Annotated in this window: 33 protein-coding genes; 24 read left to right on the top strand and 9 right to left on the bottom strand. The window is 57.8% G+C overall.

The window, feature by feature from the left end; translation table 11 throughout:
• Positions 1-51 precede the first annotated feature (51 nt).
• The 8 genes from G7068_RS16310 to G7068_RS16275 all read right to left on the bottom strand — a co-directional run bounded on the left by G7068_RS16310 (position 52) and on the right by G7068_RS16275 (position 4,518).
• On the bottom strand, positions 52-345 hold the full coding sequence (locus G7068_RS16310; protein WP_166292906.1) for a hypothetical protein: 294 nt from the start codon (positions 343-345) through the stop codon (positions 52-54).
• A complete protein-coding gene (locus tag G7068_RS16305; protein WP_166292905.1) occupies positions 342-512 on the bottom strand; it encodes a hypothetical protein in 171 nt (56 codons plus the stop codon). Before G7068_RS16305 ends, G7068_RS16310 begins: the two co-directional genes overlap by 4 nt.
• Before the next feature lie 375 nt (positions 513-887).
• Positions 888-1,115: a hypothetical protein gene (locus G7068_RS16300; protein ID WP_166292904.1), complete on the bottom strand. Its 228-nt coding sequence runs from the start codon at positions 1,113-1,115 to the stop codon at positions 888-890.
• A gap of 37 nt (positions 1,116-1,152) precedes the next feature.
• Positions 1,153-1,299 (bottom strand): hypothetical protein, encoded by a 147-nt coding sequence (locus G7068_RS16295; protein WP_166292903.1) that lies wholly within the window; start codon positions 1,297-1,299, stop codon positions 1,153-1,155.
• A gap of 1,551 nt (positions 1,300-2,850) precedes the next feature.
• A complete protein-coding gene (locus tag G7068_RS16290) occupies positions 2,851-3,030 on the bottom strand; it encodes a hypothetical protein (RefSeq protein WP_166292902.1) in 180 nt (59 codons plus the stop codon).
• Positions 3,031-3,334: 304 nt separating this feature from the next.
• Positions 3,335-3,655 carry a hypothetical protein gene (locus G7068_RS16285; protein WP_166292901.1) on the bottom strand — a complete coding sequence of 107 codons (321 nt, stop codon included), beginning with the start codon at positions 3,653-3,655 and terminating at the stop codon, positions 3,335-3,337.
• Between the two features lie 115 nt (positions 3,656-3,770).
• Positions 3,771-4,160, bottom strand: coding sequence for a hypothetical protein (locus tag G7068_RS16280; protein ID WP_166292865.1), 390 nt, complete (start codon positions 4,158-4,160; stop codon positions 3,771-3,773).
• Between the two features lie 31 nt (positions 4,161-4,191).
• Complete coding sequence (locus tag G7068_RS16275; RefSeq protein WP_166292864.1) at positions 4,192-4,518, bottom strand: hypothetical protein; 327 nt, start codon at positions 4,516-4,518, stop codon at positions 4,192-4,194.
• A 450-nt stretch (positions 4,519-4,968) separates the two neighbouring features.
• On the opposite strand from G7068_RS16275, the gene G7068_RS16270 reads away from it, so the two are divergent.
• The 16 genes from G7068_RS16270 to G7068_RS16195 all read left to right on the top strand — a co-directional run bounded on the left by G7068_RS16270 (position 4,969) and on the right by G7068_RS16195 (position 16,369).
• Positions 4,969-5,199 (top strand): hypothetical protein, encoded by a 231-nt coding sequence (locus G7068_RS16270; RefSeq protein ID WP_166292900.1) that lies wholly within the window; start codon positions 4,969-4,971, stop codon positions 5,197-5,199.
• 92 nt (positions 5,200-5,291) lie between these two features.
• Entirely contained in the window at positions 5,292-5,600 is a 309-nt protein-coding gene (locus G7068_RS16265; RefSeq protein WP_166292862.1) for a hypothetical protein, read from the top strand.
• Positions 5,601-6,184: 584 nt separating this feature from the next.
• The gene (locus tag G7068_RS16260) at positions 6,185-6,550 is read left to right on the top strand and encodes a nucleoside triphosphate pyrophosphohydrolase family protein (protein ID WP_166292860.1); all 366 of its coding nucleotides are present in this window, start codon (positions 6,185-6,187) and stop codon (positions 6,548-6,550) included.
• Positions 6,551-7,047: 497 nt separating this feature from the next.
• Complete coding sequence (locus G7068_RS16255; protein ID WP_166292858.1) at positions 7,048-7,314, top strand: hypothetical protein; 267 nt, start codon at positions 7,048-7,050, stop codon at positions 7,312-7,314.
• Positions 7,311-7,508 carry a hypothetical protein gene (locus G7068_RS16250; RefSeq protein WP_166292857.1) on the top strand — a complete coding sequence of 66 codons (198 nt, stop codon included), beginning with the start codon at positions 7,311-7,313 and terminating at the stop codon, positions 7,506-7,508. Before G7068_RS16255 ends, G7068_RS16250 begins: the two co-directional genes overlap by 4 nt.
• Complete coding sequence (locus G7068_RS16245) at positions 7,501-7,731, top strand: cupin domain-containing protein (RefSeq protein ID WP_166292856.1); 231 nt, start codon at positions 7,501-7,503, stop codon at positions 7,729-7,731. Before G7068_RS16250 ends, G7068_RS16245 begins: the two co-directional genes overlap by 8 nt.
• Positions 7,732-8,031: 300 nt before the next feature.
• Entirely contained in the window at positions 8,032-9,246 is a 1,215-nt protein-coding gene (locus G7068_RS16240) for a DNA sulfur modification protein DndB (RefSeq protein WP_166292899.1), read from the top strand.
• The gene (locus G7068_RS16235; protein ID WP_166292898.1) at positions 9,233-9,391 is read left to right on the top strand and encodes a hypothetical protein; all 159 of its coding nucleotides are present in this window, start codon (positions 9,233-9,235) and stop codon (positions 9,389-9,391) included. Before G7068_RS16240 ends, G7068_RS16235 begins: the two co-directional genes overlap by 14 nt.
• A gap of 157 nt (positions 9,392-9,548) precedes the next feature.
• On the top strand, positions 9,549-10,052 hold the full coding sequence (locus G7068_RS16230; protein ID WP_166292854.1) for a hypothetical protein: 504 nt from the start codon (positions 9,549-9,551) through the stop codon (positions 10,050-10,052).
• Positions 10,049-11,731: a hypothetical protein gene (locus G7068_RS16225; protein ID WP_166292853.1), complete on the top strand. Its 1,683-nt coding sequence runs from the start codon at positions 10,049-10,051 to the stop codon at positions 11,729-11,731. Before G7068_RS16230 ends, G7068_RS16225 begins: the two co-directional genes overlap by 4 nt.
• A 9-nt stretch (positions 11,732-11,740) precedes the next feature.
• Positions 11,741-13,252, top strand: coding sequence for a hypothetical protein (locus G7068_RS16220; protein WP_166292852.1), 1,512 nt, complete (start codon positions 11,741-11,743; stop codon positions 13,250-13,252).
• Between the two features lie 54 nt (positions 13,253-13,306).
• Complete coding sequence (locus G7068_RS16215) at positions 13,307-13,897, top strand: hypothetical protein (protein WP_166292897.1); 591 nt, start codon at positions 13,307-13,309, stop codon at positions 13,895-13,897.
• Entirely contained in the window at positions 13,891-14,307 is a 417-nt protein-coding gene (locus tag G7068_RS16210) for a hypothetical protein (protein ID WP_166292896.1), read from the top strand. Before G7068_RS16215 ends, G7068_RS16210 begins: the two co-directional genes overlap by 7 nt.
• Complete coding sequence (locus G7068_RS16205; RefSeq protein WP_166292850.1) at positions 14,307-14,666, top strand: capsid cement protein; 360 nt, start codon at positions 14,307-14,309, stop codon at positions 14,664-14,666. The genes G7068_RS16210 and G7068_RS16205 overlap by 1 nt, the downstream gene beginning before the upstream one ends.
• An 8-nt stretch (positions 14,667-14,674) precedes the next feature.
• Positions 14,675-15,781, top strand: coding sequence for a phage major capsid protein (locus tag G7068_RS16200; RefSeq protein WP_166292849.1), 1,107 nt, complete (start codon positions 14,675-14,677; stop codon positions 15,779-15,781).
• A 168-nt stretch (positions 15,782-15,949) separates the two neighbouring features.
• Positions 15,950-16,369 (top strand): hypothetical protein, encoded by a 420-nt coding sequence (locus G7068_RS16195; RefSeq protein ID WP_166292848.1) that lies wholly within the window; start codon positions 15,950-15,952, stop codon positions 16,367-16,369.
• Here the strand turns inward: G7068_RS16195 and G7068_RS16190 are convergent.
• Entirely contained in the window at positions 16,366-17,511 is a 1,146-nt protein-coding gene (locus G7068_RS16190) for a tyrosine-type recombinase/integrase (protein WP_166292847.1), read from the bottom strand. The genes G7068_RS16195 and G7068_RS16190 overlap by 4 nt on opposite strands.
• Before the next feature lie 600 nt (positions 17,512-18,111).
• Between G7068_RS16190 and G7068_RS16185 the strand changes: the two genes are divergently transcribed.
• The 8 genes from G7068_RS16185 (at position 18,112) to G7068_RS16150 (ending at position 22,103) form a co-directional block, all read left to right on the top strand.
• Entirely contained in the window at positions 18,112-18,525 is a 414-nt protein-coding gene (locus G7068_RS16185) for a DUF6093 family protein (RefSeq protein WP_166287236.1), read from the top strand.
• Between the two features lie 215 nt (positions 18,526-18,740).
• Entirely contained in the window at positions 18,741-18,965 is a 225-nt protein-coding gene (locus tag G7068_RS16180) for a hypothetical protein (protein ID WP_166287233.1), read from the top strand.
• The gene (locus G7068_RS16175) at positions 18,962-19,405 is read left to right on the top strand and encodes a hypothetical protein (protein WP_166287230.1); all 444 of its coding nucleotides are present in this window, start codon (positions 18,962-18,964) and stop codon (positions 19,403-19,405) included. Before G7068_RS16180 ends, G7068_RS16175 begins: the two co-directional genes overlap by 4 nt.
• A gap of 33 nt (positions 19,406-19,438) precedes the next feature.
• A complete protein-coding gene (locus tag G7068_RS16170) occupies positions 19,439-19,636 on the top strand; it encodes a hypothetical protein (RefSeq protein WP_166287227.1) in 198 nt (65 codons plus the stop codon).
• Positions 19,629-20,216: a phage tail tube protein gene (locus tag G7068_RS16165; RefSeq protein ID WP_166287224.1), complete on the top strand. Its 588-nt coding sequence runs from the start codon at positions 19,629-19,631 to the stop codon at positions 20,214-20,216. Before G7068_RS16170 ends, G7068_RS16165 begins: the two co-directional genes overlap by 8 nt.
• Positions 20,217-20,225: 9 nt before the next feature.
• The gene (locus tag G7068_RS16160; RefSeq protein WP_166287221.1) at positions 20,226-20,978 is read left to right on the top strand and encodes a phage tail tube protein; all 753 of its coding nucleotides are present in this window, start codon (positions 20,226-20,228) and stop codon (positions 20,976-20,978) included.
• Positions 20,979-21,000: 22 nt separating this feature from the next.
• Positions 21,001-21,666 (top strand): hypothetical protein, encoded by a 666-nt coding sequence (locus tag G7068_RS16155; RefSeq protein WP_166287218.1) that lies wholly within the window; start codon positions 21,001-21,003, stop codon positions 21,664-21,666.
• Between the two features lie 155 nt (positions 21,667-21,821).
• Complete coding sequence (locus G7068_RS16150; protein WP_166287215.1) at positions 21,822-22,103, top strand: hypothetical protein; 282 nt, start codon at positions 21,822-21,824, stop codon at positions 22,101-22,103.
• The last annotated feature ends 17 nt before the right edge of the window (positions 22,104-22,120 follow it).

The following is a 22,120-nucleotide window of genomic DNA, read 5'->3' as shown; positions in this document are numbered from 1 at the left end:
CGCACGGCGGTAATGAGAGCGTTCCTTCACTCGGCAAGCCGGAGGTGTCGTTTACCTCAGTCGACTCAGCCTCGGTGACCACCGCTGGCACTGGAAGGGCCGGTGCCGCGACTTGCTCGGCCTCGGCCTGGTCAACCTCCGGACATCAATTTGCGGCGCCTCGGGAGTTTCTGCGATTTCCACCGCTTCAACCTTCACAGGATCTACCTCGGGGAGTGACGCGGCGCTCAACGTCACCGTCAATCCCACCGCGCCGATCAGCGCAAACGCGGCCACTACTCCATTAACTCGTGCAAACATGCCGTGCACCGTCCTACTCTGGTTCTTGTCTGATTTGGCGTTCATGCGTAGATTCCTTTCCGGGCGAGGGCTTCGCGAATTTCGGTGAAGCGGTTGAGGTCATCACCGAAGCCGAACACTTCAACAACGATCGGGTTTTCTGACAGCTCGCGCACCAAATCTGAGGTGTAGTCGATGAGCTGACGAATGGGGTCCGGTGCATTGGGTGACACCGTTTTGAACGATTTCTGGCTTAGCGCTCATTTCACTTCTCCGCTCGCGAGGCGAACTACAAGAGACAATTCGTGATCCAGCTTTTCGTTGTAGTGGACAGCATCAGGCGACCCCTTGGGTCCGTTGTGGTGGCCATTGATCTTGTTCAGAATGTGGGACTCGCGCCACTCAGCCGCACGAGTTCGGCTCTCGTTGGAACTGGGCCGACTAGCTCGATCAAACGCTGCATCGCGTCGGATTGCGCGCAGCTGAACATCGGCGCGAGCTTCCAAACCGTCTCGCTGTCGTGGAACAGAGCTTCAATGAGCTCTGCGCTGCGTCGTGCGCAAGCTCGTCACGATTTAGCTGGCTAATTTCGGTGTTCGTATTCATTTTCAGATCCCCCACTTCAGCAGCTTCTTCATTTCGCGAGATGCTCGGCGGAAGTGCCGTGCATCCTCTTCCAAGCCGCGAATGAACGAGAGCGGCGTGAAGCCGTTGTGCTCTGCGAACTCCGCGCTCCAGCAATTCGTAAATTCCTCATCGGAATCAAAATCAACGATTTCACCCGCCATCGCCTCCACGAGATCACGAACGCTCTTGCAGTGAGCGATGTCGACCATGCACGTAGCGTGGTTCGGCGCTTCCACCGTGACATAATCACCCTCGCAAACTCGGCGTTCCGTGGTCGAGGTCGAACTTCTCCAAGATTGCCTCAAACAGCTCTTTGGTGACCGCATCCGCCAGGTTCAGCGTGACAGCTTGATCCCGTTCACTTGCGGCACCCATCAGAACCGCTCCGCCCATGTCGTGAGCGCTTCGATTTGCTCGGGGTTGAAACGTGCTCAGCCATGTAGGCCGCGTGCTCAGCCTCTAGGCGCTTGAGGCTATAGCGGTTGCACTGCGCGCTCTTGCGCGGCACTGGTGCGTGGTTCGAGGCCACAGAAGTGAACTTCTCACGAAACCCCAGCGGGGTTACTTCACGCCGTCGAGCCCTGGTCAAGATTCGGCCTGGCAAATGCGTGGTTACGATTGCCAGCACGATCCCTTCGCGTTCGGTCTCGAATGTCTCCGTGATCGTGCGGTTTTTCTCATCGACTGTCCTGGTACTCATTGCTAAGATCCTTCGGGTTTTAGTTGGCTATTTTACATATTAGTGTTTATGAGCGCGACTCAAAACTTGGCCCACAGCTTGCGAAACTACGCGCTTACGAGGTCTGGTCCGTGGTGTGCTCGATACCACGCCTTAGCCGCCTCTGGCTCGGTAGGCGGGTTCGCGTGCATTTTCGCCTCTTGCTCAGCCTCTTCGTATGTGTCGAATTTATGAAGAACGAGACCACTCTCGACACTGGTCACGTAGTACCCATCCGACCTGAAGTCACTCACCTTCTCAACCTGGAAACACGTCAAGTTTCCCTTGCGCAGAAAAAACTACAGCTGGGTCTTTCGGTATGAATTTGCGTGCCATTTCGGTTCCTCCAGAGCTGGCTTGTGTTTGGTTTCGAGTGTAACTTGATGGTCAGACATTGACCATTACTGCATGGTAGGTGCAACAATGTTGTTTTTCATTGCGCCATGAACCTGCAAATTATTTACATATTCATGTTGCCATGAATCAACATTGTTGTTCCTACTATGGCGTGATGGGCTTGAATTGGAGCGTGAAAGGCTCCACAAGCGGCGAGTGCGGGCGGTAATTGATCTCGCAGCGGTGCGGGGTGAAATTGGCTTAAACATTGCGATCCCTCCAGATCGTAGCGTGTGGTTGGGTATTTGGAGATTAGAGGTCAGTTGTCTGACGTAACACTAATATGACGAGAGAAATATCATCTAAATACATCTAGCTATATTGCTATATGTACATATGTTCGTATATTGAGATTGGAAAGAGTCGAAATTCGTTCGTCATATTAGTGTAAATCGACTTCTTGGACTGAGTTCAAGTCCTCAGCGCTTGAACTTGCCGAATCGTCCGATTTGCCGAATGCTGTGTAGCAAATTGCCACCAGTCCCCCGAACAAAATCAGCGAAGATCCGAAGCCGGTTTCTGAGAGCAACCGCCACAGTTCGGCGATCATCGTCCAGCCCGCTTCCTCTGCTTCTTGGCTTTACGTCGACGCTCCACGGCTTTGTCATGCAACCGTTTCTGAGCCTCGCGGGCTTCGCGCCGCTCTTCAGCATCTTCGAGGCGGCACACTTCACGCCACTCGGTCGGGTTCATCGTGCGCTCCCATACTTCGCGCGTCGGTGCGCTTTGCGTGCGAGCGTCTGAGCCTTGCCGCGTGCGGTTGCCTTATGAGTTGCGTAGTTCGACATTGCTTTGATCCGTTCCGTGTCGTGAGGTAGTTCTGAGGCCGGCTAGGCGAACACGAGTTCGCTATCTTTGTAAAGACCGGTGAGCCAAGGCTTGATAACCGGCGCGCCCATGAGGTCGAATGATCCGGGGGTTGAGTGAATGCGTGAGATGACGCTGGGATCAATCCAGACCAGACTCAACGTGTCCCCACCGTCGCAGCCAGGTGCGTCTAGCTCACGCAATACCCAAGTTCCGCGCCGCTGCGGCTCGCGCGCAAGTGATAGCGCTGTGACTCTGCGTCAGTAAAGTCATATCGAATAGTCCATTCGATCATTGCCCAGTGATTCGTTGCAGCGGCGTTCGCGCTCTCAATAGTTCGAGTAACTGCCTCGGCTAGCGTGTTCATTGCTTCGATCCTCCCCGGCGCGGTAGCGCCGATTCCTTACTGATTTAGTGGACTAATGCCGCCGGGTGTGCAGCGCGCTGAAAGACGGCGAGAGCGGCACGATAACAGCGGTCCTCATATTCCCCAGGCGCTCGCGTTGACTATCCAGCCGCGCCCATCGCCTCGCGCCTCGCAGCTTGTGCCGCGCGAACTACGCCCCACGTACCGAGGCGAACACGAAAGGTGCCGATAAAGTCACCGCTCACATGTTCAAGCATCGGAGAATCGACGCGGCGCGCGCCCTGCGAGAGTCGCAGCAACGCAGCGGCGAGAACGAGGCTTGTAGGCGTATAGGTGGCCTTGTCACCCTGGATAACGTGGCTCTGTGTGAGTTTTGGAACACTCACGTACTTCACCCCGTCAACCTCTCGGATACGGGCGCGGAACTCAACAACAACTGAGCTATTCATAATCTGTTCCATTCTTCACAGTCGAACGCGTGTGGGTGGTTTTCGGGATCGGCGCAACCTGCACAGCAAATCTTGCACGGCGGCTGACAGCCGGGCTTGGCCGTTACCGGCGCGAGGGTTGGGGTACTCATGCGCCCATCTCCCATAGTTCAGACAACGCCTCATCTATCGCCTCAACGAAGGCGCTAGGTAGCGAACGAATAGAGCGGCCGTCCCAGTACACCTGGAGCTCTTTGTCATCGGTGTCAATCCACACATTAGGGCCGCCGAGTGAGATGCACACTTGAGCCGCGCGGTAACTCCGATCATTGTTGACGATATAGCGAATGTCGAGCGCGTCACCCAGATAATCAATCGCGGCAACACTCACGCAATCCTCTTGCCATTCATCAAGAGGTTCGCCCGACTCAGGGTCAAGCCACCCGAATGGCGCGCCCTGCTCAGTGCGGTTGCGAATGTCAGCGATCAGGCTATCGGCATGCTGGGCGGCTAGCGTGCGGTCATCTGTTTCAGTCATTGGTCTAGTCCTATACGTGAGAGTCAATTAGCTAGCTAAATGCGGGTGCGAGCTTGGCTGTGGTGAACGTGCAGAACACATCAAGTAGTTGGCATTCCCAGTGCTCGCAGCCGCGTGACAGTGGCGCGGTAGTGCCGTGTCGGCCATGACGAGGGCGCGAGACAAGCAGGCGGTACGCGGTGCGAACGCGCGCTACAGTGCGGCGCTCAGTGCGTGTTGGGTTGCCATGAGTTACGCCATGTTTGCCACGGTGTGAGCCGTAACGGTTGACGTAGGCGCGTGCCGTGATCCACGGCTCGACAGCTCCCGCGTGACGCGCGGAGGCCGGGGCGGTAAGTTCATTCCTGTCGTTTCCCATGACTCCAGTTTACACTAATGCGTAGGATAGTCAACTAATTCAGCATAAAATATGCAATCAATTCCAACCCATCGCGGGAAGCAAGGCCCACTTTCATGCACACATGCACGACAAGCAACACGCAGTCAACGCGACCGCGAGACACCCCGGGCACACAGCGCACAGCAAGAGACACAAAGAGACAACGTGGCGCAAGGCGAGACGAAGGAAAGGTCGCGATTTGTGGCGCGTAGAGGGGGGACGTGGTGGTTGGGCCGCCCCGCGCACACTATTCATTGTTCCCCCATTTTTTGCCCCACACTGGCCCCAATTTTTTTTCTACGCTATTCTGAAAATCATGCCTCCAAAGCAGGTAACCTCGGCCTCACTTCCGCAGTCGTTTTGCTCACCTCGATCGGGCTCACTGGCTGCACGACTACCTCCACGGATTGCCAAACCTACACTCGGATCATGGACGAGGCCGCTCATCGCATCGCGCAGGCGGATGCTTCAGACAACGCCGCAATGTTTAGCGTCATGAAGAACCTCGAGGAGCTGCTCCCCTCTCCAAAGTTTGCCTCGCTATCCACCGTTGCTGGACAGTATGCCGATGCTCTGAAGGTAGGTGACGAGGCTGGAATTGCGAAGTTTTCGAGCAGTTTTGTTGAGGCCACCGCAGCATTTGACGCGGAGTGCCGCTAACTGAGTAACTTCTCGACCCCCAGCCCTCCCGGTGGTTTAGATTCCCACATTTAGCCCACTAAATTCCCCATATTGGTGTTAGGCTGACTTTCATGAAGCCTTTTGAACTACTTACACCCTTCCTTTCCCAGTTCGACATCACCCCTTCCCAGCTCCAGTCCATGTCAGTCGACCAGTCGCGGCTCCGCTTTACGGAGCGCCTCGAGAACGGCGTCGTTCGCGAAGTGACCTACCAGAACTGGGCGGGGATCCCCGTGGCAATGGAGGGCGACTTCTCGGATGCGGGCAGTAACCTCACAAGCGCGCCGAAACACGCCGCCCAATCACACGCCGCCCCTTCAACTATTCGCTCTGGCTTCATTCCCGAGGACAAGGCCCTCGGATTTGTCGAAGAGGTTTAACCCCCTCTCCTTCCAGTCACATTTAGCCAGCTAATTCGAACCGCACTCACCAGAGAGGACTCACATGCCAACAGTCACCATCCCCCAGGAACACTCGATCACTGTCTACTCGAAACAGCGAGGTTGCATGGCCTGCACCATCACGAAGCGCTGGCTCCTTGAGCGAGAGATTGATTTCAGTGTCGAAAACATCGAAGCTCCCGAGAATCGCGAAACGGCCGCCGCTTTCGCCATCAAGTCGGCGCCTATGGTGATCGCAGAGCCGAGCCCCATTACCGCCGAGAGTTCGGAGATCGTATTCTCCGATTTCCGCGTCGACGTCCTGGAGAGTCTTTTCCCCGCCGATCGCTACCCCAAGACGCGCACAATCTCGACATCAGATGTTGACGAACTGGCGCCAACCCCGAGCTGCAGATCGACGCCGACGAGCCCGAATTGGACGCCGAAGCTGAATACGAGGCCGCGTAATGCGGGGTTCCATCTCAACCATCGAGCCCCACTCAACCTTGGATGCGCTCCAGGATGTCATCGGCGAAGGCAACGCCAAGCGCGGCTTTCGCACCCAAGGCGACTTCTTCCGGGAAATGAGTGGCACGCGAGAAGGTGGCGACGCTGCGCTTCGCAATTACTACATCACCAAGCTCGCGCTCATTGGAACCGAGGTCACCGAAGCGATCGAGGAGCTGCGGAACGGCCACACTGCCACAGAGCGCTACTACTCCGGCACCGACAGCCGCTTGGGCGGGGCTGTCTCGAGCGACGTTAAGTCACTGGTCGAGAAAAGTTGCGGCACCGCGAAGCCGGAGGGGGTCCCATCCGAGCTGGCTGACATCGTGATTCGCGCCTTCGACTTCGCCGATGAGGCGGGATTCTCCCTCGCCGAGGTCATCCTGGAAAAGCTCGCCTTCAACGCGACCAGGGGCCATATGCACGGCGGCAAGGCGGTGTGAGTGTGAGCACACAAATCTACGCTACTGGCCAGCTCGAAAGCGACCTCAATGGCGTTAAGAGCTACGACTCCAGCGAGAGTAACCAGGCACGCAGGAACATTACAAATGCACTCAATTTTCTCCAGAGCCGCGTCGCGACCCTAGAGGCCAGAATTGCGGTGGATGGCGCGAGGAGCACTCGCCTAGCTGAGCTTGAGTTGGAGCGGGACGTTGACAGCGCACTCAAGCTGGCATACCTTGCCAAGGTTGACCAGCTCGCCCATGAAAACGCCGATTTGCGGCTCGAGATCAAGCGCCTAGAACACGAGTGCACTGAGCGGAACCGCGACACCCCAGACGAGCATCAGCGACCCCCAAGGGTCCAGCAGGCACGCCCAAGGGAAGCACTTGCAATCCCATCGAAGTTAAGTCGAAGTAGCGCATTTGTCGGAGGGGTTTGTTACCCTCTAACCAACCCCCGTTCGAACATATGTTCGAATAACTAGAAAGGAAATCTCATGGTAGAGATAACCGCTGAGGCAGCAAGTGACATCAGTACCGCGATCCCCATGCTTGCTCGCTTGTCAGATCGCACCCAATCAATCCTCCTCGGGCCCATCCCTGTGAAGGACGAGGATGGCCTAGTGATCCTCGGCCATCTTCGCGAGTCCGAGGACTACAAATGGGTCTTTGAACCAGCGACGTACACCACCCCTGACGCGGGAGACCCAGAAGAGGGCGAACTGACGGGCACTTGCTTGAGAATTGTGGATGGCGCCGCATGAGCGCCGACGTAGCCAGCTCCTTCTCAACTGCGCTTCGAACGCTCAACGCCGACGATCGCGGTCGCATCAGCATCGGCTCGGTGGTGCCAGCAGCCAGAGGCGGCTCATACAGCGTGGCAGTTGACCGCGACGGACGCATACTCCTCACCCCTACAGGCAAGCCCACGAGAAAGCGAGTATCCGAACATGAGTAATCGCCTCGAGCAATTCAAAGCAGGCGACCTTGTTCGCTTTAGTAAGGGCGGCAAGGTGGACTGGGAAGTCTCTCGATCAACGCATGACGGCCGATATGGAATCCAGAAACTCACGCTCACGTCGGGAATGTCTGACCGAGCAATGCACACCACCAACGAGCACGTTATTCACCGGAAGGACGCGCTCGCACAAGAAAAGGGGAAAACGAATGTCACGCAATAGCACTGCAACCCGGGTCACGCCACCATTCACGCAGGATCGTCCCCGAAAGAGCTTTAGGACTGGAGATGAAGTGGTTTATCTCAACCAGCTCCTTGCTCGCGTCGAGAAGGTCTATCCGATAGTCGAGACTGCGCTTGTGGACTTTGGCCGCAACATTCGCTACTCCGTCCCTTTCGCAGCCCTGGAAGCGCACCGGCCATAATTGTCGGCTAAATAATTGCGCATCGGTAGCCACTGTCGCTAGACTGAACCTCCGCTGTAGGGGTGCCAAACCGGGCATCTCAGATTGGAGGATCGACAGTGGCTACCACTATGCCAGCACAAGTACCAAGCGGGTACTCTACGACCGACACCTACTTTGCGAGCCGGTTTAAGCAGGGCGGTCGCGTGGTCTACAACCTCGATCTCTCGCTTTTGCAGATCACCAGCTTGATCGTGCGCCCTGATCCTGAGCGTCCGGTGGAGAGTAACCGCGCCATTCGAGCAAAGCACGCAAAGGATTTTGCTGACTATTTTCGAACCCAAACCAGATGGGTGATCCCCAGCCTCATCTTGCGAGCTCCAGCACCTTTCAAATTTGAGGTACTACACGAGGTTGCTGGGTCAAAGTTTGGCGTACTTGAAATCGCGCGATCGGCAGCTAGAGACGTTAACATCCTCGACGGGCAACACCGCATCCTCGGCTTCTTTATTGCAGCAGCCGACATCGTCGCCGACCTCGACAAGTCACGAGAGGCCCTGCAGAAGGCTGAGCGAAACGATCCAGGCGGGGCCGCGAGTCGATACATTCGTGACGACATTGCGCTCCTTGAGGAGCAGTACGCTCGCCTGGATTCAGAGCGTGCAGCGATTCAGATTTACATCGAAGAAGATCCGGTCGCATATCGTCAGATGTTCTTTGACATATCCGACAACGCACTCGGGATTACGGCGTCAGTTCGAAGTCGCTTTGACTCTCGAAAGGTCGTCAACCGCGCGCTGCCAATGGTGCTCGAGTCCCCACTCCTTGCAAGCCGAATTGAGATGGAGCTCGACCGCATCAATAGGAAGTCGGAGAACTTCCTGTCGGCAAAGAATGTTGCGGAGATTATCAAGAACGTCACTGTTGGCCTCAATGGCCGCGTGAGTCGCCGTCAGGATCAGGAGCTTGAGGAGCGTCATGTTGCCGATCGCGCCAAAGCGTTCTTTGACGACCTGACTGAAGCCTTCCCCCGCTGCGCTCAGTGCAGTTGGGACAGCTGCAGCCCCGAGAATTGCGCAAGACAAGCCTGCTTGGGTCTGCGGGGTTCCTTCGAATTCTTGCCGGGGTCTACTACCAGCTCCTTCTCCCTGACGTGCATGGCTGGCGCCGCGAACAGGTGGTCGACTACTTCAGGAAGCTCGCACCGCATGTTTCCAGCGACGGCTCCCCGTCTATCCCGGCTCGATTTGGATGGACCACATGGCGGAGGGGTTATTCCCCGCTGGAGCTCTCGGCCCGTCGGGAAAGAGGCAGGATCTAGTGGCAGTTCATGACACCCTTGTGGACTGGGCCCTGGACCGTGTTGGGTTCCTAGATTCTCCACCCGCACCTCGCCCAGCCGACCCCGAGCGCGAGGAAGATCATCCCGAGTACGGAACTGGATACACCGATCTCGGGTTCGAGATCCCGAAGTCCTAACACCCTCCTCAAGAGCGAAACCCCTGGGCCATTGACGTGGCGCATTCCAGGGGGTTTCGTTTTGCACACAGCGTGCGAGTGGAGGCTGAAACTGACAGGTGAGAGTCGGTTTCAGAAACATTCTATCTATGACTTGGCTAAGTGTAAACTATGAGCTATGAATATTGCGACTCGGCCAGCGAATGCGATGGATGACAAGATCCTCCAGCTCGCTGGCTCGCGGTCGCCTGAAGAGATTTCATTCATGCTCGGCGGCCTCATTACCCCGGAGCGCATTGCGAGTAGGACACAGGAGCTTCTTAAGTCAAAGAATTGGCTCACGCAGCAACAGGAGCAACGACGCCTCTACTTAACGCTCTCCGCATTGCTCGCCACGCTCCAAGATGGCTACTTTGACCTCGATAAGGCGAAGGTCATTCTCGCCACCGTAAAGCAGCTCTCCGCGCAGGCCGAGAGGCTCGGAGCGGCCACCGAGGAGGACCTCAACAAGCTTTACGGTAACCAGGGGCGAATTATGGCCCAGGTTGTCGATGGCGCATTCGGCTACATGCGCGGAGCACTCCGTGAGCGCGTTCCTGCCGAGCTGTGGGATGAACTCATGATCGAAGCTCTCAGTCACGCGCGCGACGAGATCGCCAAGCACGAGGCGATAGAAGAGTGACCAACTCGACGCAGCTTTCCCTGCACCCCGCCGTCTATGACGGCGCGCTCGCGGAGATGCGCCGCAAGGCCAAGAATCGCCTCTACCAGCGCGACTTTGCCGCATGGCAGTACGACATCCTCGGCGAGCGAACCTACGCCAAAATGGCGGAGATCAGTCAGTCCGTCCTCACGACACCCAAGATGCGCGCGCTAGTAAAGAGCGCGAACGGCACCGCAAAAACCTTCCAGGCCGCGCGTTGGGCGATGTGGTGGATTACTGCCTTTGATCCGCGCGAATCCCTGGTAATTGCCACCGCCCCGACTCTCCGTCAGGTTGAGAAGGGCGTGTTTTCCTACATCAAGAACAGCTATGGCGCTGTGAAGGCTTCTGCGATGCAGCGCAACGAGCCGATGCCGTGGCCTGGCTGGATCAGCGAGCAGAACGAGTGGAAGCACATCCCGAGCGCGGGCGGCTCTGAAACCCTTGCGCTCGCCAGTGTCCCAGGCGCCGCCGATGCCGTTTCTACGTTCCAGGGTCTCCGCAAAGAAAGCGGCCGAAACCTCATTCTCCTGGACGAGGCCGGTGGTGTATCGGCAGACATTTTCACCGCGATCGAGGCGCTCATGACTTCGGGCGAGGCCCGCATGGGAGGCATTGGCAACCCGGACCGCCGAGCCACACCGTTCTACGACGGATTCAACGACCCAGTTCTTGCCTCAGAGTACGATCTACACACTATTTCGGCATACGACTTGCCTACAATGACTGGCGAGATCGTTTACCCCGAGGATCTCGAAAAAAACGAGCGCATGATGCGCGGTTTGACCTCAAGGAAGTGGATCGAGCACAAGCAACGTGTGTGGATTCGTAACGGCAAGAAAGAGGCTCGCTTTCTCGCAAAAGTTGAAGGGCAATTCCCCGGCGAGACCGACAACGCTTTCTTCTCTGAGGATGACATTGTGGCCGCGCAAGAGCGTGAGCTACCTGCAAGCGGTGAGCCACCGATCATGGGCGTCGACCTTGCGGCAATGGGTGACGATGAGAGTGTCGTGTATGTCAATCGCGGCGGAATCGCTCGCATATTTGACGAGGAAATCACTTACGTCGACGGCGTTGACGAGGATGGTCAAGAGATCCGGCGCACCACATCTGGAGTGTGGTCCAAGGAGGATGAGGTCTCGAGCGCCCGACGCATCCACGCGATCGCGAATCACATCGGCGCAACGGAAGTTCGTCTCGATGCTGCGGGCCTCGGCGGCGGCGTCGCAACCATGCTCATGCGTCTCGAGGAGTTCGCCGAGGCGGAGTATGTCGTAATTCGGGTCATTGGCTCGGCTTCATCGACAGACAAAGCGAAATGGGTGCGCGCACGCGACGAGAATCACGACGACCTTCGACTCAAGCTTCGCATGAAGGAGATTGACCTCGACCCCACCGACAAGATCCTCAAAGATCAAATGCTTGCCGTCACCCAAGACTCAGACAATCATGGCGCCCTGAAGATTACACCGAAAAAGCTCATGCGCTCTGAGATGCACGGCTCACCGGACCGCCTTGACGCACTGATCTATGCCGTTATCGACACGTCGGCGCTCACTGCGCCACCCCTCGGCGAAGTCGAGGTTGGTGACGTTGTGCGCGTCGACCCCTTTGAACTACTCAACGTTGCCCGCATGGGCGCAGGAATGCCCATCTAGGAGAACATGATGACTAATCAGCCCAGTATCGAGCAGTGGATCGAGGCCCGCCGAGGCCGAAGTGCAGAGCTCCTCGAGGAAGCATTTGAACACCTCGATCCGCGAGTTGCCGAGCAACTTAGCGGAGTCATGCAAATGTGGAAGGAAGAGGACAGTGATTGGCTCAGTCTCGACGGCAATCAGAGTGACGGCCTCTCCCTGCAAGACCTTAAGCAATGGTCTGGCCAGCTCCGCGAGGCTCTCGTTGGCAATCCGCACATCGAACGTGGCGCGAACCTGCGTTCCGACTACATCAACGAGGGCGGAGTTCGTTATGGCGACATCACGAAGAAAATTCGCACGGCCATTGAATCCGACATTCAGCGTCGGCGATACTTTGGACCAACCGCCCGCCAGGAGCGCTACCGCGCCTGCTACACCGATGGCGGCGTTTTCTACCTCGGCGACAACAAGACTCGCCAGATCGAAGCGGCTATCCCCCTTGGCGAGATCGTTGACGCCTACCGCAACTCTCAAAATCGCTCTGAGGTCTGGGCGTACCTGCGCGAGTGGCAGGACTACTCTGGCGGGGTTCAGAATCCAAGACTTCGACGTGAGTGGGTATTCACCGATGTGTTTGAGGAAAAGCGTGGCAACCGCAAGACCATCAATTACGACGGCAAGCCGGTTCGAGTCGCTCGGGACAAGGTGATCTTTGACGCCTTCGTGAACACCCAGATCGGTTGGACCTTTGGGGCGCCACACGCACTCAACGCTCTCGCCTGGGCGCGCCTCTACCGAGACTTCCTCGTGAACGGCAAGATCATGTCAGACGCGATGGCACAGTTTGCCTTCCAAGTCACAACAAAGACGAAGAAGGGCACAGAAAACACGAGCCTAAAGTTCGCATCTGCGCGTGGATCAGGCCAAACCGTTGTTGGCCCAAATGACCTCGCACCGCTAGCGACCGCTGGCAAGGGGTATGACTTTGACTCCGGCCGAGCACTTGCCTCCGTCGTGGCCACCGCTATCGGCGTCTCCGTCATCCACCTCACATCCGACCCTGGCACTGCGGGCAGCTCATATGGATCAGCCCAGACGCTCGACCTCCCGACGCGTCTCTCCGTGGAATCGGAGCGGAACTGGAACGCAGAGCTCGATCTTCGAGTGCTTCGCTGGATGGGCGCCAAGAACCCCACCGCCGAATTTAACCCACTAATTAGCGCAACTGACGTGTATCGAGAGATACAGGCCATTAAGCTCGCCTGGGACACCGGCCTGTTTGAGGGCACACCACTTCAGGATCGAATTGCCGACATCCTGGGCATTGTGGAGCCGGGCGCCGTTCCTTCTGACGTACTCACACCAAATAACGGGAAAACGGTACTGGCAACAAAGAGTGCATCGAGTCAGGGGGGCCAGAGCGACGACAGTGGCGACCAGGCTGGCGGAGCTGGCCAGGGCCAAAGCACTGGCGCAGGCAAGGGGCCCAAGAGTCGGGACACGCGCGACGACAATGTGAGCGATAATGCCGCAAATTAAAGGGCGACATTCGCAACCTGTGATTCGTCTATGTATTTACTGTAAACTGATCGCATGACCAAAACGGCGCTACGCATCCGGGAGTCCGGTGCGCTTGAGAAGAAGGGCACTAAGGGCACATACCCGATTACGGTTATCACCTCGGGACGTGGTTCAAGTGGCGAATACTCGGCCGAACTCCTTCGATCAGAGCACGCGGCATTCGACAATTCCGTAAGCTTCATGGACCATCCCGAGTATTCTTTCGCCCCGCACGAGCGTTCCGTGCTCAAGATTGGTGGGCGAATCGTCGGTGAAACGTGGGTCGAGGAGCTGGCCGATGACCAGGTGGCGGTTCGTGCCAACTGGAAACCGCGAGCAGAATATGCCGAGTTCGTTGAGGAGTTTTTCGACTTGCTTGGGATCTCCATTTTCATTGAAGCATTTGGTGTTCACAACGAAGAGCGCGACGTGTACGAGGTCAAGCACTTCAACGCCGAGGACCCATACAAGAGCGTTGACATTGTTGTTGCCGCTGGGCGCGGTGGACGCTTTGACGCGGCGGCCGAATCGGCCCGCGCAATCGAATCTTCTCTCGGGACCCCCGAGCTGGAAACAAGCCTGACGCCGAAGCCTCGGCGCTGGAGAAAGAAGGAAACATGCTGACCAAGGAAGAGGTTGCTGCGGCTATTGCCGAGGCGCTCGCTCCCCTCGTCGCCACTGTTGCCGAGCTCAAGACCGCCGCCACCGAGAAGGCTACCGCCGAGGCTACCGCCGAAGCTACTGCCGAAGCGGTGACGGAGGCGCTGACCAGCTACGACGAGAAGATCACGGCCATCGCGGCCGAGAAGAATCTCCTCGCGTCGCAGCGGGTCGCGCTCACGGAGTCTGCTCGCAAGGGTGACGACATCACCAAGGCGCTCGAAGACGCCAAGACTATCGCGGAAGAGGCCAAGTCCACATTCGCTCCCGCGAACGACGGCGACGGCTTCGTGCTCGAGGGCGACACCCCTGGCGCTCCCGACGACAGCAAGTGGCTCGCCGAGGCGGCTGGCTACGGAACGGAAGGTGCGTAATGGCACAGCACATCGTCAAGGACTCGCACCTGCCGATCTTCGTCCAGGAGGTCGACGTCGCGAGCACCGTCAAGGGTGACGACTGGGTTGGCAAGGGCGCAATTCGCGGCCTCGCTGGCTACGACGGTCGCCTCGCCGAGGACGGCAAGTATTACACCACCGTCGACACCGCTGCCGAGGTTCGCTTCGACGCCGTTGCTGGCGCATTCGCCATTGGCGACAGCGTGTACCGCAAGACTGACGGCTCCGCGTTCGTGAAGGCCGCAACGGCCGACCACGTCCTCATCGGCGTCGCCACCCGAGCGAAGGCCGCAGCAGCGGGCAAGCTTTTCGTCCAGCTCATCCCCCAGGCCGCATAAGGAGAACCATGCGACTCACTGAATCCCAGAAGAAGGCAGCAACCCTCTTCAAGGCCGCCGAGAGTGGTGACGTCAACGCGCAGCTCCGCTTCGCCGAGTCGATTTCCCACACTGACTTGCCGACGCAGCTCCGTCCGGTTATCAACACGATCCTCCAGAAGGAATACGACCAGGTGGAGACCACCTTCGAGTCGTACACCTCCAAGGAGACCGTGCAGACGATCGGTGAAGAGGAGGCCGTCAAGGTCTACGGCTTCAACCAGGACAACATCGCCGACCTGAACCACGGCGAGACGTTCCTGCCCGGCACCCTGCCTCGCATCGGGAACCGCCAGAGCTACCCCCAGCTCGGGCTCCAGGCCACCGACAAGAAGAAGGCCGCCTACCAGTACGGTGAGGCTTTCGGAATCGACTGGCAGACCATCGTGAACTCGCGCGGCGCCCGCGTCGATCTGGTTCGCGACTCGGTCACTGAGTTCGGCATCCACGCGCGTCAGCTCGAGGACTCCAAGCCGGTGAAGAACCTCGTCACGGCCACCGGCTTCAACACTGCGAAGCTCGGCACGGCAGGTGCCCTTGCTGGCAACCCGTCGCTCGAGGACATCGTGGCGATCCAGGCTGCGCTCGAGAAGGCCCAGTCCTTCAAGATCGACGGCACGCCGGTCCATTTCTCGAAGTTCGTCATGCTGGTGGCTCCCGGCCAGAAGGGTCGCGTACAGCAGGCTCTCTCCGGCCGCATCATCAAGAAGACGAAGGGCACCGGTGGTTCGACCATCGACACCGTCGCCTTCGAGCAGACGATCGACCTCGGCGCGGAAATCACCGTGCTCGAGAACCGCTGGCTGACTGCCATCAACCCGAACTTCGGGCGTGGCTTCATCCTCATCCCGATCGGTGGCCCCCGCCCAGTACTGACGCGCAACTACCTCGCCGGTGCTGAGCGTCCATCGTTCTGGGTCAAGTCCTCCAACTCAGTCAACTTCTCTGGCGGCGCTGTGCCGTTCATGGATGGCGACTTCGACTCGGACTCCATCTCGACGAAGGTGCGCCACGTCTACGGCTCCGACCTCCTGTGGACTGAGGGCATCGTGTTCTCGAACGGCACGAACACCTAAGCCGGATTTGCTGGCTAAATAACCCCTGGCTTCGGCTGGGGTTATTTGCGTTCTGTGGGTTTACTATGAAGTTCCGGTAGAATGTAACCGTGATCCTCCAATCACACCCTGCCCCGCCAAATCGTTTCCCAGCCAACGGCGGGGCAGGCCAATTCCTCTGGAGCTGAAATGATAAATCTCGGCGCACGCCCCATCGACAAGGATTCCCTTGTCGGCCAAGTTCGACTAAGCATTGGTGACACCAACTTCACGGAACTCGAGCCGGTAGAGACTAGTGTCGTCAACTACGCAAACTTCTCGGATGACGAGCTTGAAGTGCTCCTTGCTGGCGCGGATGAGAATGTGCTTCGGGCAACCGCGCGCGCATATGCGAAGCTCGCGGCCATTGCGGCCGCCACGGGCGCCACGATCAAGACAAATGACCTGGGGCACTCCACCGAGCGGCGCGCCGGGGAGCTGCGCGCCCTGGCTGATTGGTGGAGAGGCGAGGCCGATGCAGCTGACGAACTCGCCTCGGACGATTTCCTGGAGATCGTCAGATTTCCCGGCACCGACTTCACAGACCCCGCCCGCCCAACCTTTCCCTAGCCCAATAGCGCCAGCTTGATTGCATCCGCTGCAGCTTCTCGCGTGGCATTGAGGGCATCTGGCATCAAGTGCCCGTAGACGCGAACCGTCGTATCAATATTCTCGTGCCCGAGGCGACGCTGAATATATGGCAGCGGCACGCCCTTGGCAATAAGCCAGGAGGCGTGCGAGTGACGAAGATCATGGTTTCGGGGGTCCTTGCTTATCCCAGAGATCCGCACCGCACGCTTGAGACCATATTTCGCGAATGTGCCAGCACTGACCACGGCTCCTTCCCGCGTTTTGAAGATCAGCTCGTGAGACTTGCCAGGCGTTCCGAGCGCCTGAACAACCTCGACCGAGACGGACACCAGCCGCACACCAGCGCCAGACTTTGGTGGCCCTAATACACGTCGTTGCCCTCGCTCGCCCTGCTTCCACGCCTTGTTTACGTCGAAGCACCACTCCCCATTGACCATAACCAGGTCGGCCCAGGTAAGGGCGGTTGCCTCTCCGAAGCGTAGGCCCGTCGAGGCGAGGGTGAGCATGAGTGGCTTGTACCACTCAAGGGTTGCGCGGTAGACACAAGCGAACTCGCCTTCGGTCAAGAAGCAGATGGGTGGACGAAAGCCCTTCGGAAGAGTGAGCCCATACGCCACGTTGCGGGCGACGATTCCCCTCTTGGCCGCAGCCCCGAGTGCGCCAGACAGGAGTGCGTGATAGTTCTTGACCGATTTGGCCGAGATAGTGCGATCCGGGTACTTTACGGTCGGCTGCTCAATCTGCCAGTTAAGCCAGGCCCGCACAGCATCCTCGTCAACGAGATCCACGGGAAAGTCACCCAGGCGGGGCAAGAACGATCGTTCCGCGATCATTCGATAGTTATCACGAGTCCCGGCCGTCACGCCGCTTAGTAGCCCGCTCTCAGGGTCCAGGTATTCGCGCACCCATTCCGAAAGGAGTGGCGCTTGCTCACTGCCCATTTCCTGTGCCATGCGGAGCTCGCGGGCAGCACGCCCTCCGATGCGGTCAATGACACCACAGAATTGCTCCGCAGTTTCGGCTGTCAAGAATGATTCTTGCGCCTGTCTTCCGTCAATGCGGAACATCACGCGGAAGGAGATTGTCCCGTCTTTGTTGGTGCGAGGCTGAATAGAGGCCATGTGGCTCACCGTCCAATGTTGGCGTGCCTGTTGGCACGGTATTCTGGAACGGCGCTTACGGCCTAGAAAACTCCTGATCGGAGTAACTTTTTAAGAGTGGATCTGAGGGGATTCGAACCCCTGTGAACCACCCCGACCTTGCGCCGTTTATCGTTGATTTCATGCGGAAAATGCGTCATCTCACACAATTTCGCGCTAAGTCGATGTTGGCACGCCAACACCAGTCGTGGCAAGGAACACCGCCTGGGAGGTTGGCGTGAGTGTTGGCACGCCAACAGCCCGCGTAACACTAATGCGATTATTTAGCTGGCTAAATATGTGATTAGTGGGCTAAAATCAGTGGCGAGGAGGAGTTACTTTGACCACTGAAGCACCTGTAGGTACGGCCAAGATGGCAGAAATTCTTGGCGTCTCAGCCCCCACGCTGCGAGCACTGGCAAATAGCGGCGCCATCCCCTCACTTGACCTTGGCGCGAAACCCGGTTCCAAGTTTGGCTTCGTACCTTCTGAGGTCATCGAAGCACGCCGTCGAGCAGTGAAGCTCGAGAAGCGAACGGGCCAAAGTCAGCGTTCTCGAAACGCACGCCGAAAGGTCTTGTAGTGGGACTTCCGGCCCTAGGGGTCAACGCTTGGCAGGAAGACGTCGAGAACGTTGCTGCGCAGTTCCGCAAGGCGGTCATCTCAATCTTCGACTCGACCCAAGAGGATGCGAGCGGAAACCCGACTGCGATTATCTCTCGTCGCCCTGCACGAGTACAGCAGGTTCGAAATCCCTCAATCTCGCACGACTCAGGGCAGCAACTCGTGAAGCGGCCTTTTCAGTTCGAAATTGAGCTGCGCCCGACCGATCCCATCATACGAAAAGACATGCTAATCAGGGTCCACTTTGCCGATCGAGACCCCAATCTATGTCACTACGGCTTCACTGTCACCGACTCCGTAAACTCAAGCGAGGCGGCCCTTCGGACAATCAACACCCTCACGGAGCTGGCGGTTCTCCCGGTGATGCCCTAATGGGTATCAGGTGGATCAAGGGTAACCCCGAAAAACTCACCGAGAACCTTTCTGCATTCGGAAGCAGCTTGCATGAGGAAGCAATCGAGGCCCTTTCGCTTGTCGGAAGACAGGCGGTCATTGATATTCGCGAGGCAGTAAGCAACGCAACAACCCCTACCGGAGAAGCGAGGGCCAGGCGCGGTGGTCAGGCCGGTCGACGAGAAACTGACGCAATGTACCTCGCAATTCGACAAAACCTGGAGGCCGCGGGCAAAGAGCGGGCACAACTCTCATTCGGCTGGCTTGAGGATACGCCACAGACGACTCTTGCCCGCGTCAACTACCAGGAAGGCGGCAACAGTCGAATTGTGCCAATGCAAGCAATCCAAACGCCCCACCTGATTGCTGTCACAGAACTCAAACACAAATTAGCCCAGTTAGGATTCAAGGTCTCATGAGCCTCGATATGAGCAACGCTCGCGCCGCAATCAAGTCTCGCGTCCTCGGCCTAAGCAGCGTATCTGACGTATTCACTACAGAGGTCAAGAAAGGCTTCACGCCGCGATCCGATGCTTATGGGCGAATGGAGCCCTATGCGGTTTTGCACTTTGGGCGCCCTGTTCCTGGCTACGGGCGAACGATCGGCGACGGCGAACAGGACTATCCCCACCTTTGGCCCGTGAGCATTTTTCTCTACTGCTCAGACGGCGACTCGGCCGAGAACCTTGCAGACGAGCTAGATGCCTCCTTCCTTGACTGGTCTCCTGACGGCGACAACTCGACCGGCTTTCGTGGAGGCGCGAGCTTCTCATATGCCCTCCAGTCGACAGACAACATGCCGAGCCGAGTTGAGCTTCAGCGATATTTCACCGCAACCATCAACCTAAGCCATTCCTGAGCACTGGCTATGTATATGCTGTAAACTGTCGACATGCCTGAGTTTAGGAAATACCGGCACCGCGAGACGGGCCTAGTCAGCGAAATGCACCCCACCACCGCTCGCGGCATGGGCGATCTGGTGGCAGAGGTTCGTGAGACCGCAAAGCCCCGTGTCTCCATAAAGGACCTCCAGGCCAAGGGCGCCGCCAGCAAGTCCGAATCAAAATCGAAGGAGAGCAAGGATGTCTGATCGCGTCCTACGCGGAAATGAGACCGTTCTTCTCATCCCCGCTTACGTTGACCCACTTGGTAACGCCCAGGCGATCCATTCAAATGGACTTACGCCCCTCACGAGTGACGGGCTCACAACCACAGCGTTGAACCACTGGATTCCAGTAACGAGTTCCGGGCATCCCAACGCAAGCGGTGGCGGAAACGTCTCCTGCGCAGTGAAGGATGACATGACCCTGGGTCTCACTGATTCTGAGGCTGACACTGACCGTGTGATTTGCGATGTGGGCCAAGTTGAGGAACTCACTACTAAGCAGTTTGAGGCCGCAATGACTGGCTTTCGCGACAAGGACCTCACCGCCAACGGTGCATACAATCTCTTCAATAAGCTGACATTCGCACCTGACGTACCGTACATCATTGCCCACCGGATCGGCGTAAAGCAGACCGAGTTGGCGGTAGTTGGTGAGCGCTGGGATTACTACCTTGTTGGCACTGACGTTCAGATCCCGGCATATGCGAACGGTGCCAACATCACGGTCGGACAGACCTTCATCCCCAAGAACATCGTCCAGTTCGCCGCAGAGCTTACAGCGTAAGGAACTCCAATGACTGATACTCGAGTTACCAGTAACAAGAACGTCGAGGTACGCCTTGGCGTAGAGACGGCCATTGCCAATATCGACGCCGCCACCGAAGCGGAGATTAATGCTCTCGTCCCTGCGCGCGCAGCTATGCGGTGGGATCAGTTTGATCTCAACGTGCAGGCTTCCAGCATGGATGAGGACCCAACTCTTGAGGATGAGGCTGGCGCGCAGATGCGAGCCCTCCTTCAGTTCGGCGGAACCGCATCTTTCTTGACTCCGAAGCCTGGCGATACAGGCATCATTAAGCAGATTCACGATCTCGTCATCGTGCCCCACTCCAAGCTCGTCGTAGCGATTCGTGGAGTGCTGCCAATCTCTACGCCAGCAGAAGCGGGCCAAGTCTGGAACTTATACCGGGTTATTACCGACGCGGAGACGCACGAGCGAGCTGATACCGGATATAGCTTCAAGGTCAATTTCCGCCCCCTCGGCCAGGCTGGAATTAACGCGATCGTGCCCTCATCACCAGCAACGAGCGTCACCCTGACGCCGGTCGGTGGCTCCACGGCAACGATCGGCAAGCCGCTCTGCCTGAACGCTCTCTACGAGGGCAATGACATCACGGTAGGCGCCCAGTACACCTCAAGCGATGACGCAGTTCTTGAACCGCTACCGCACGGCTGGGCTATCCCCAAGACCGCTGGCACAGCAAGCATCACTGCCACTTACCCAGGCTCAGCACCCGGCACGCCGCTGAGCATCACCGTTTCCTAGCACTACCAACCTGGAGGATCACATGACCGAATCAATCGACGCCAGCACCAACGAGCTTGTGGAAGAAGTACAGCAGGAGCGCAAAGACTTCGATCTCCTCGACCGACTCGTCAACCGCCCAAAGCGAGACCCACAAATCGTCACCCTCTACATGAACGAGGAGCTGGGCACGAAGCTTGGCTACGTTCGAGAAGAAAAGAACGCACTAGGCGTGCCTATGGGCTACTCGAAGTCTGGCCTCGTCGGAGAGCTGCACGACGAAGAATCGAAAGACGAAGAGAGCCGCGACGGGGAGCGGATCAAGGCTCTTCAGGAGAAGATTCGTGAAACGGCCGCCGAGATCAAGCGAGACTCCCTCACGGTCACCCTTCAGTGGATTCCCCCGATTGCCGAAGAATTGCTCCAGAAGGAAAGTCTGGAGGCAGTCGGGCTCAAGTCATTGCCGGTGCCCGATAACAAGCTCGAGGAGTATCAGAAGGAGTGGTTTGCTCGCGCCCTCGTCTCGACGCTGGTGAGCATCATGGACAATTCGACAGGCGCTCGCAAGGACAAGCTGCGACTCGAGGAGGCCGCAAGCCTGCGCAACTACGCACCCAAGGAGCAGCAGCGACAGCTGGATCGGGCCCTCAACGCGCTACTCAATCGAGCCGCCATCTCCGAGGAGGCGCTCGATAGCGCGGATTTTTAGCGGGCTATCTCGCCAGCTCGGCCGGAGCGAGATATGTCACCCTGATCCGCGCGGCGATCGCGGCAGGAATACGGCCTACGGCCATGCTATTCCGGGAGGACCCAACGCTCCCTTGGCGCCACCACGACTTCCTTCTCATCGAAGCTCTGCAAATCATGGAGCAGGAGCGCTGCGGCCAATGCGGAATGCCCGTCTGGATGTGCCACGACGAAACGGGCGGCGTGCAGTTCTCCATCCAGGAAGATGAGTGCGTTGCAAAGAGGGAAATTGATCGACGCAACGACGCTGATAGCAAGAAGGGCAAGTCGGCGCATGGCATTTCCCTGAGGCCGGAGCCATACTATGTCGACGGGGCAACCTGGCTGGAGACGCGCGACACCTACTACAAGACCCTTGTCGAAAGGGCGTCCGAGGCGCAGGAAGGAATCGCAGCTTAGTTTTAGCTATGAACTAA

This window comes from Leucobacter viscericola (assembly GCF_011299575.1).
Taxonomy (GTDB): Bacteria; Actinomycetota; Actinomycetes; order Actinomycetales; family Microbacteriaceae; genus Leucobacter; species Leucobacter viscericola.
Note: the sequence above shows the minus strand (reverse complement) of the source record. Positions and strands in the feature narration are given on the sequence as shown.

Bases quoted from the DNA above. Each gene is read 5' to 3' on its own strand.
- G7068_RS16310 (WP_166292906.1), bottom strand. From the start codon at position 345: ATGAACGCCAAATCAGACAAGAACCAGAGTAGGACGGTGCACGGCATG.
- G7068_RS16300 (WP_166292904.1), bottom strand. From the start codon at position 1,115: ATGGTCGACATCGCTCACTGCAAGAGCGTTCGTGATCTCGTGGAGGCG.
- G7068_RS16295 (WP_166292903.1), bottom strand. From the start codon at position 1,299: ATGGGCGGAGCGGTTCTGATGGGTGCCGCAAGTGAACGGGATCAAGCT.
- G7068_RS16285 (WP_166292901.1), bottom strand. From the start codon at position 3,655: ATGGAACAGATTATGAATAGCTCAGTTGTTGTTGAGTTCCGCGCCCGT.
- G7068_RS16280 (WP_166292865.1), bottom strand. From the start codon at position 4,160: ATGACTGAAACAGATGACCGCACGCTAGCCGCCCAGCATGCCGATAGC.
- G7068_RS16275 (WP_166292864.1), bottom strand. From the start codon at position 4,518: ATGGGAAACGACAGGAATGAACTTACCGCCCCGGCCTCCGCGCGTCAC.
- G7068_RS16270 (WP_166292900.1), top strand. From the start codon at position 4,969: ATGGACGAGGCCGCTCATCGCATCGCGCAGGCGGATGCTTCAGACAAC.
- G7068_RS16265 (WP_166292862.1), top strand. From the start codon at position 5,292: ATGAAGCCTTTTGAACTACTTACACCCTTCCTTTCCCAGTTCGACATC.
- G7068_RS16260 (WP_166292860.1), top strand. From the start codon at position 6,185: ATGAGTGGCACGCGAGAAGGTGGCGACGCTGCGCTTCGCAATTACTAC.
- G7068_RS16255 (WP_166292858.1), top strand. From the start codon at position 7,048: ATGGTAGAGATAACCGCTGAGGCAGCAAGTGACATCAGTACCGCGATC.
- G7068_RS16250 (WP_166292857.1), top strand. From the start codon at position 7,311: ATGAGCGCCGACGTAGCCAGCTCCTTCTCAACTGCGCTTCGAACGCTC.
- G7068_RS16245 (WP_166292856.1), top strand. From the start codon at position 7,501: ATGAGTAATCGCCTCGAGCAATTCAAAGCAGGCGACCTTGTTCGCTTT.
- G7068_RS16230 (WP_166292854.1), top strand. From the start codon at position 9,549: ATGAATATTGCGACTCGGCCAGCGAATGCGATGGATGACAAGATCCTC.
- G7068_RS16220 (WP_166292852.1), top strand. From the start codon at position 11,741: ATGACTAATCAGCCCAGTATCGAGCAGTGGATCGAGGCCCGCCGAGGC.
- G7068_RS16215 (WP_166292897.1), top strand. From the start codon at position 13,307: ATGACCAAAACGGCGCTACGCATCCGGGAGTCCGGTGCGCTTGAGAAG.
- G7068_RS16210 (WP_166292896.1), top strand. From the start codon at position 13,891: ATGCTGACCAAGGAAGAGGTTGCTGCGGCTATTGCCGAGGCGCTCGCT.
- G7068_RS16205 (WP_166292850.1), top strand. From the start codon at position 14,307: ATGGCACAGCACATCGTCAAGGACTCGCACCTGCCGATCTTCGTCCAG.
- G7068_RS16200 (WP_166292849.1), top strand. From the start codon at position 14,675: ATGCGACTCACTGAATCCCAGAAGAAGGCAGCAACCCTCTTCAAGGCC.
- G7068_RS16195 (WP_166292848.1), top strand. From the start codon at position 15,950: ATGATAAATCTCGGCGCACGCCCCATCGACAAGGATTCCCTTGTCGGC.
- G7068_RS16190 (WP_166292847.1), bottom strand. From the start codon at position 17,511: ATGGCCTCTATTCAGCCTCGCACCAACAAAGACGGGACAATCTCCTTC.
- G7068_RS16180 (WP_166287233.1), top strand. From the start codon at position 18,741: ATGTACCTCGCAATTCGACAAAACCTGGAGGCCGCGGGCAAAGAGCGG.
- G7068_RS16175 (WP_166287230.1), top strand. From the start codon at position 18,962: ATGAGCCTCGATATGAGCAACGCTCGCGCCGCAATCAAGTCTCGCGTC.
- G7068_RS16170 (WP_166287227.1), top strand. From the start codon at position 19,439: ATGCCTGAGTTTAGGAAATACCGGCACCGCGAGACGGGCCTAGTCAGC.
- G7068_RS16165 (WP_166287224.1), top strand. From the start codon at position 19,629: ATGTCTGATCGCGTCCTACGCGGAAATGAGACCGTTCTTCTCATCCCC.
- G7068_RS16160 (WP_166287221.1), top strand. From the start codon at position 20,226: ATGACTGATACTCGAGTTACCAGTAACAAGAACGTCGAGGTACGCCTT.
- G7068_RS16155 (WP_166287218.1), top strand. From the start codon at position 21,001: ATGACCGAATCAATCGACGCCAGCACCAACGAGCTTGTGGAAGAAGTA.
- G7068_RS16150 (WP_166287215.1), top strand. From the start codon at position 21,822: ATGGAGCAGGAGCGCTGCGGCCAATGCGGAATGCCCGTCTGGATGTGC.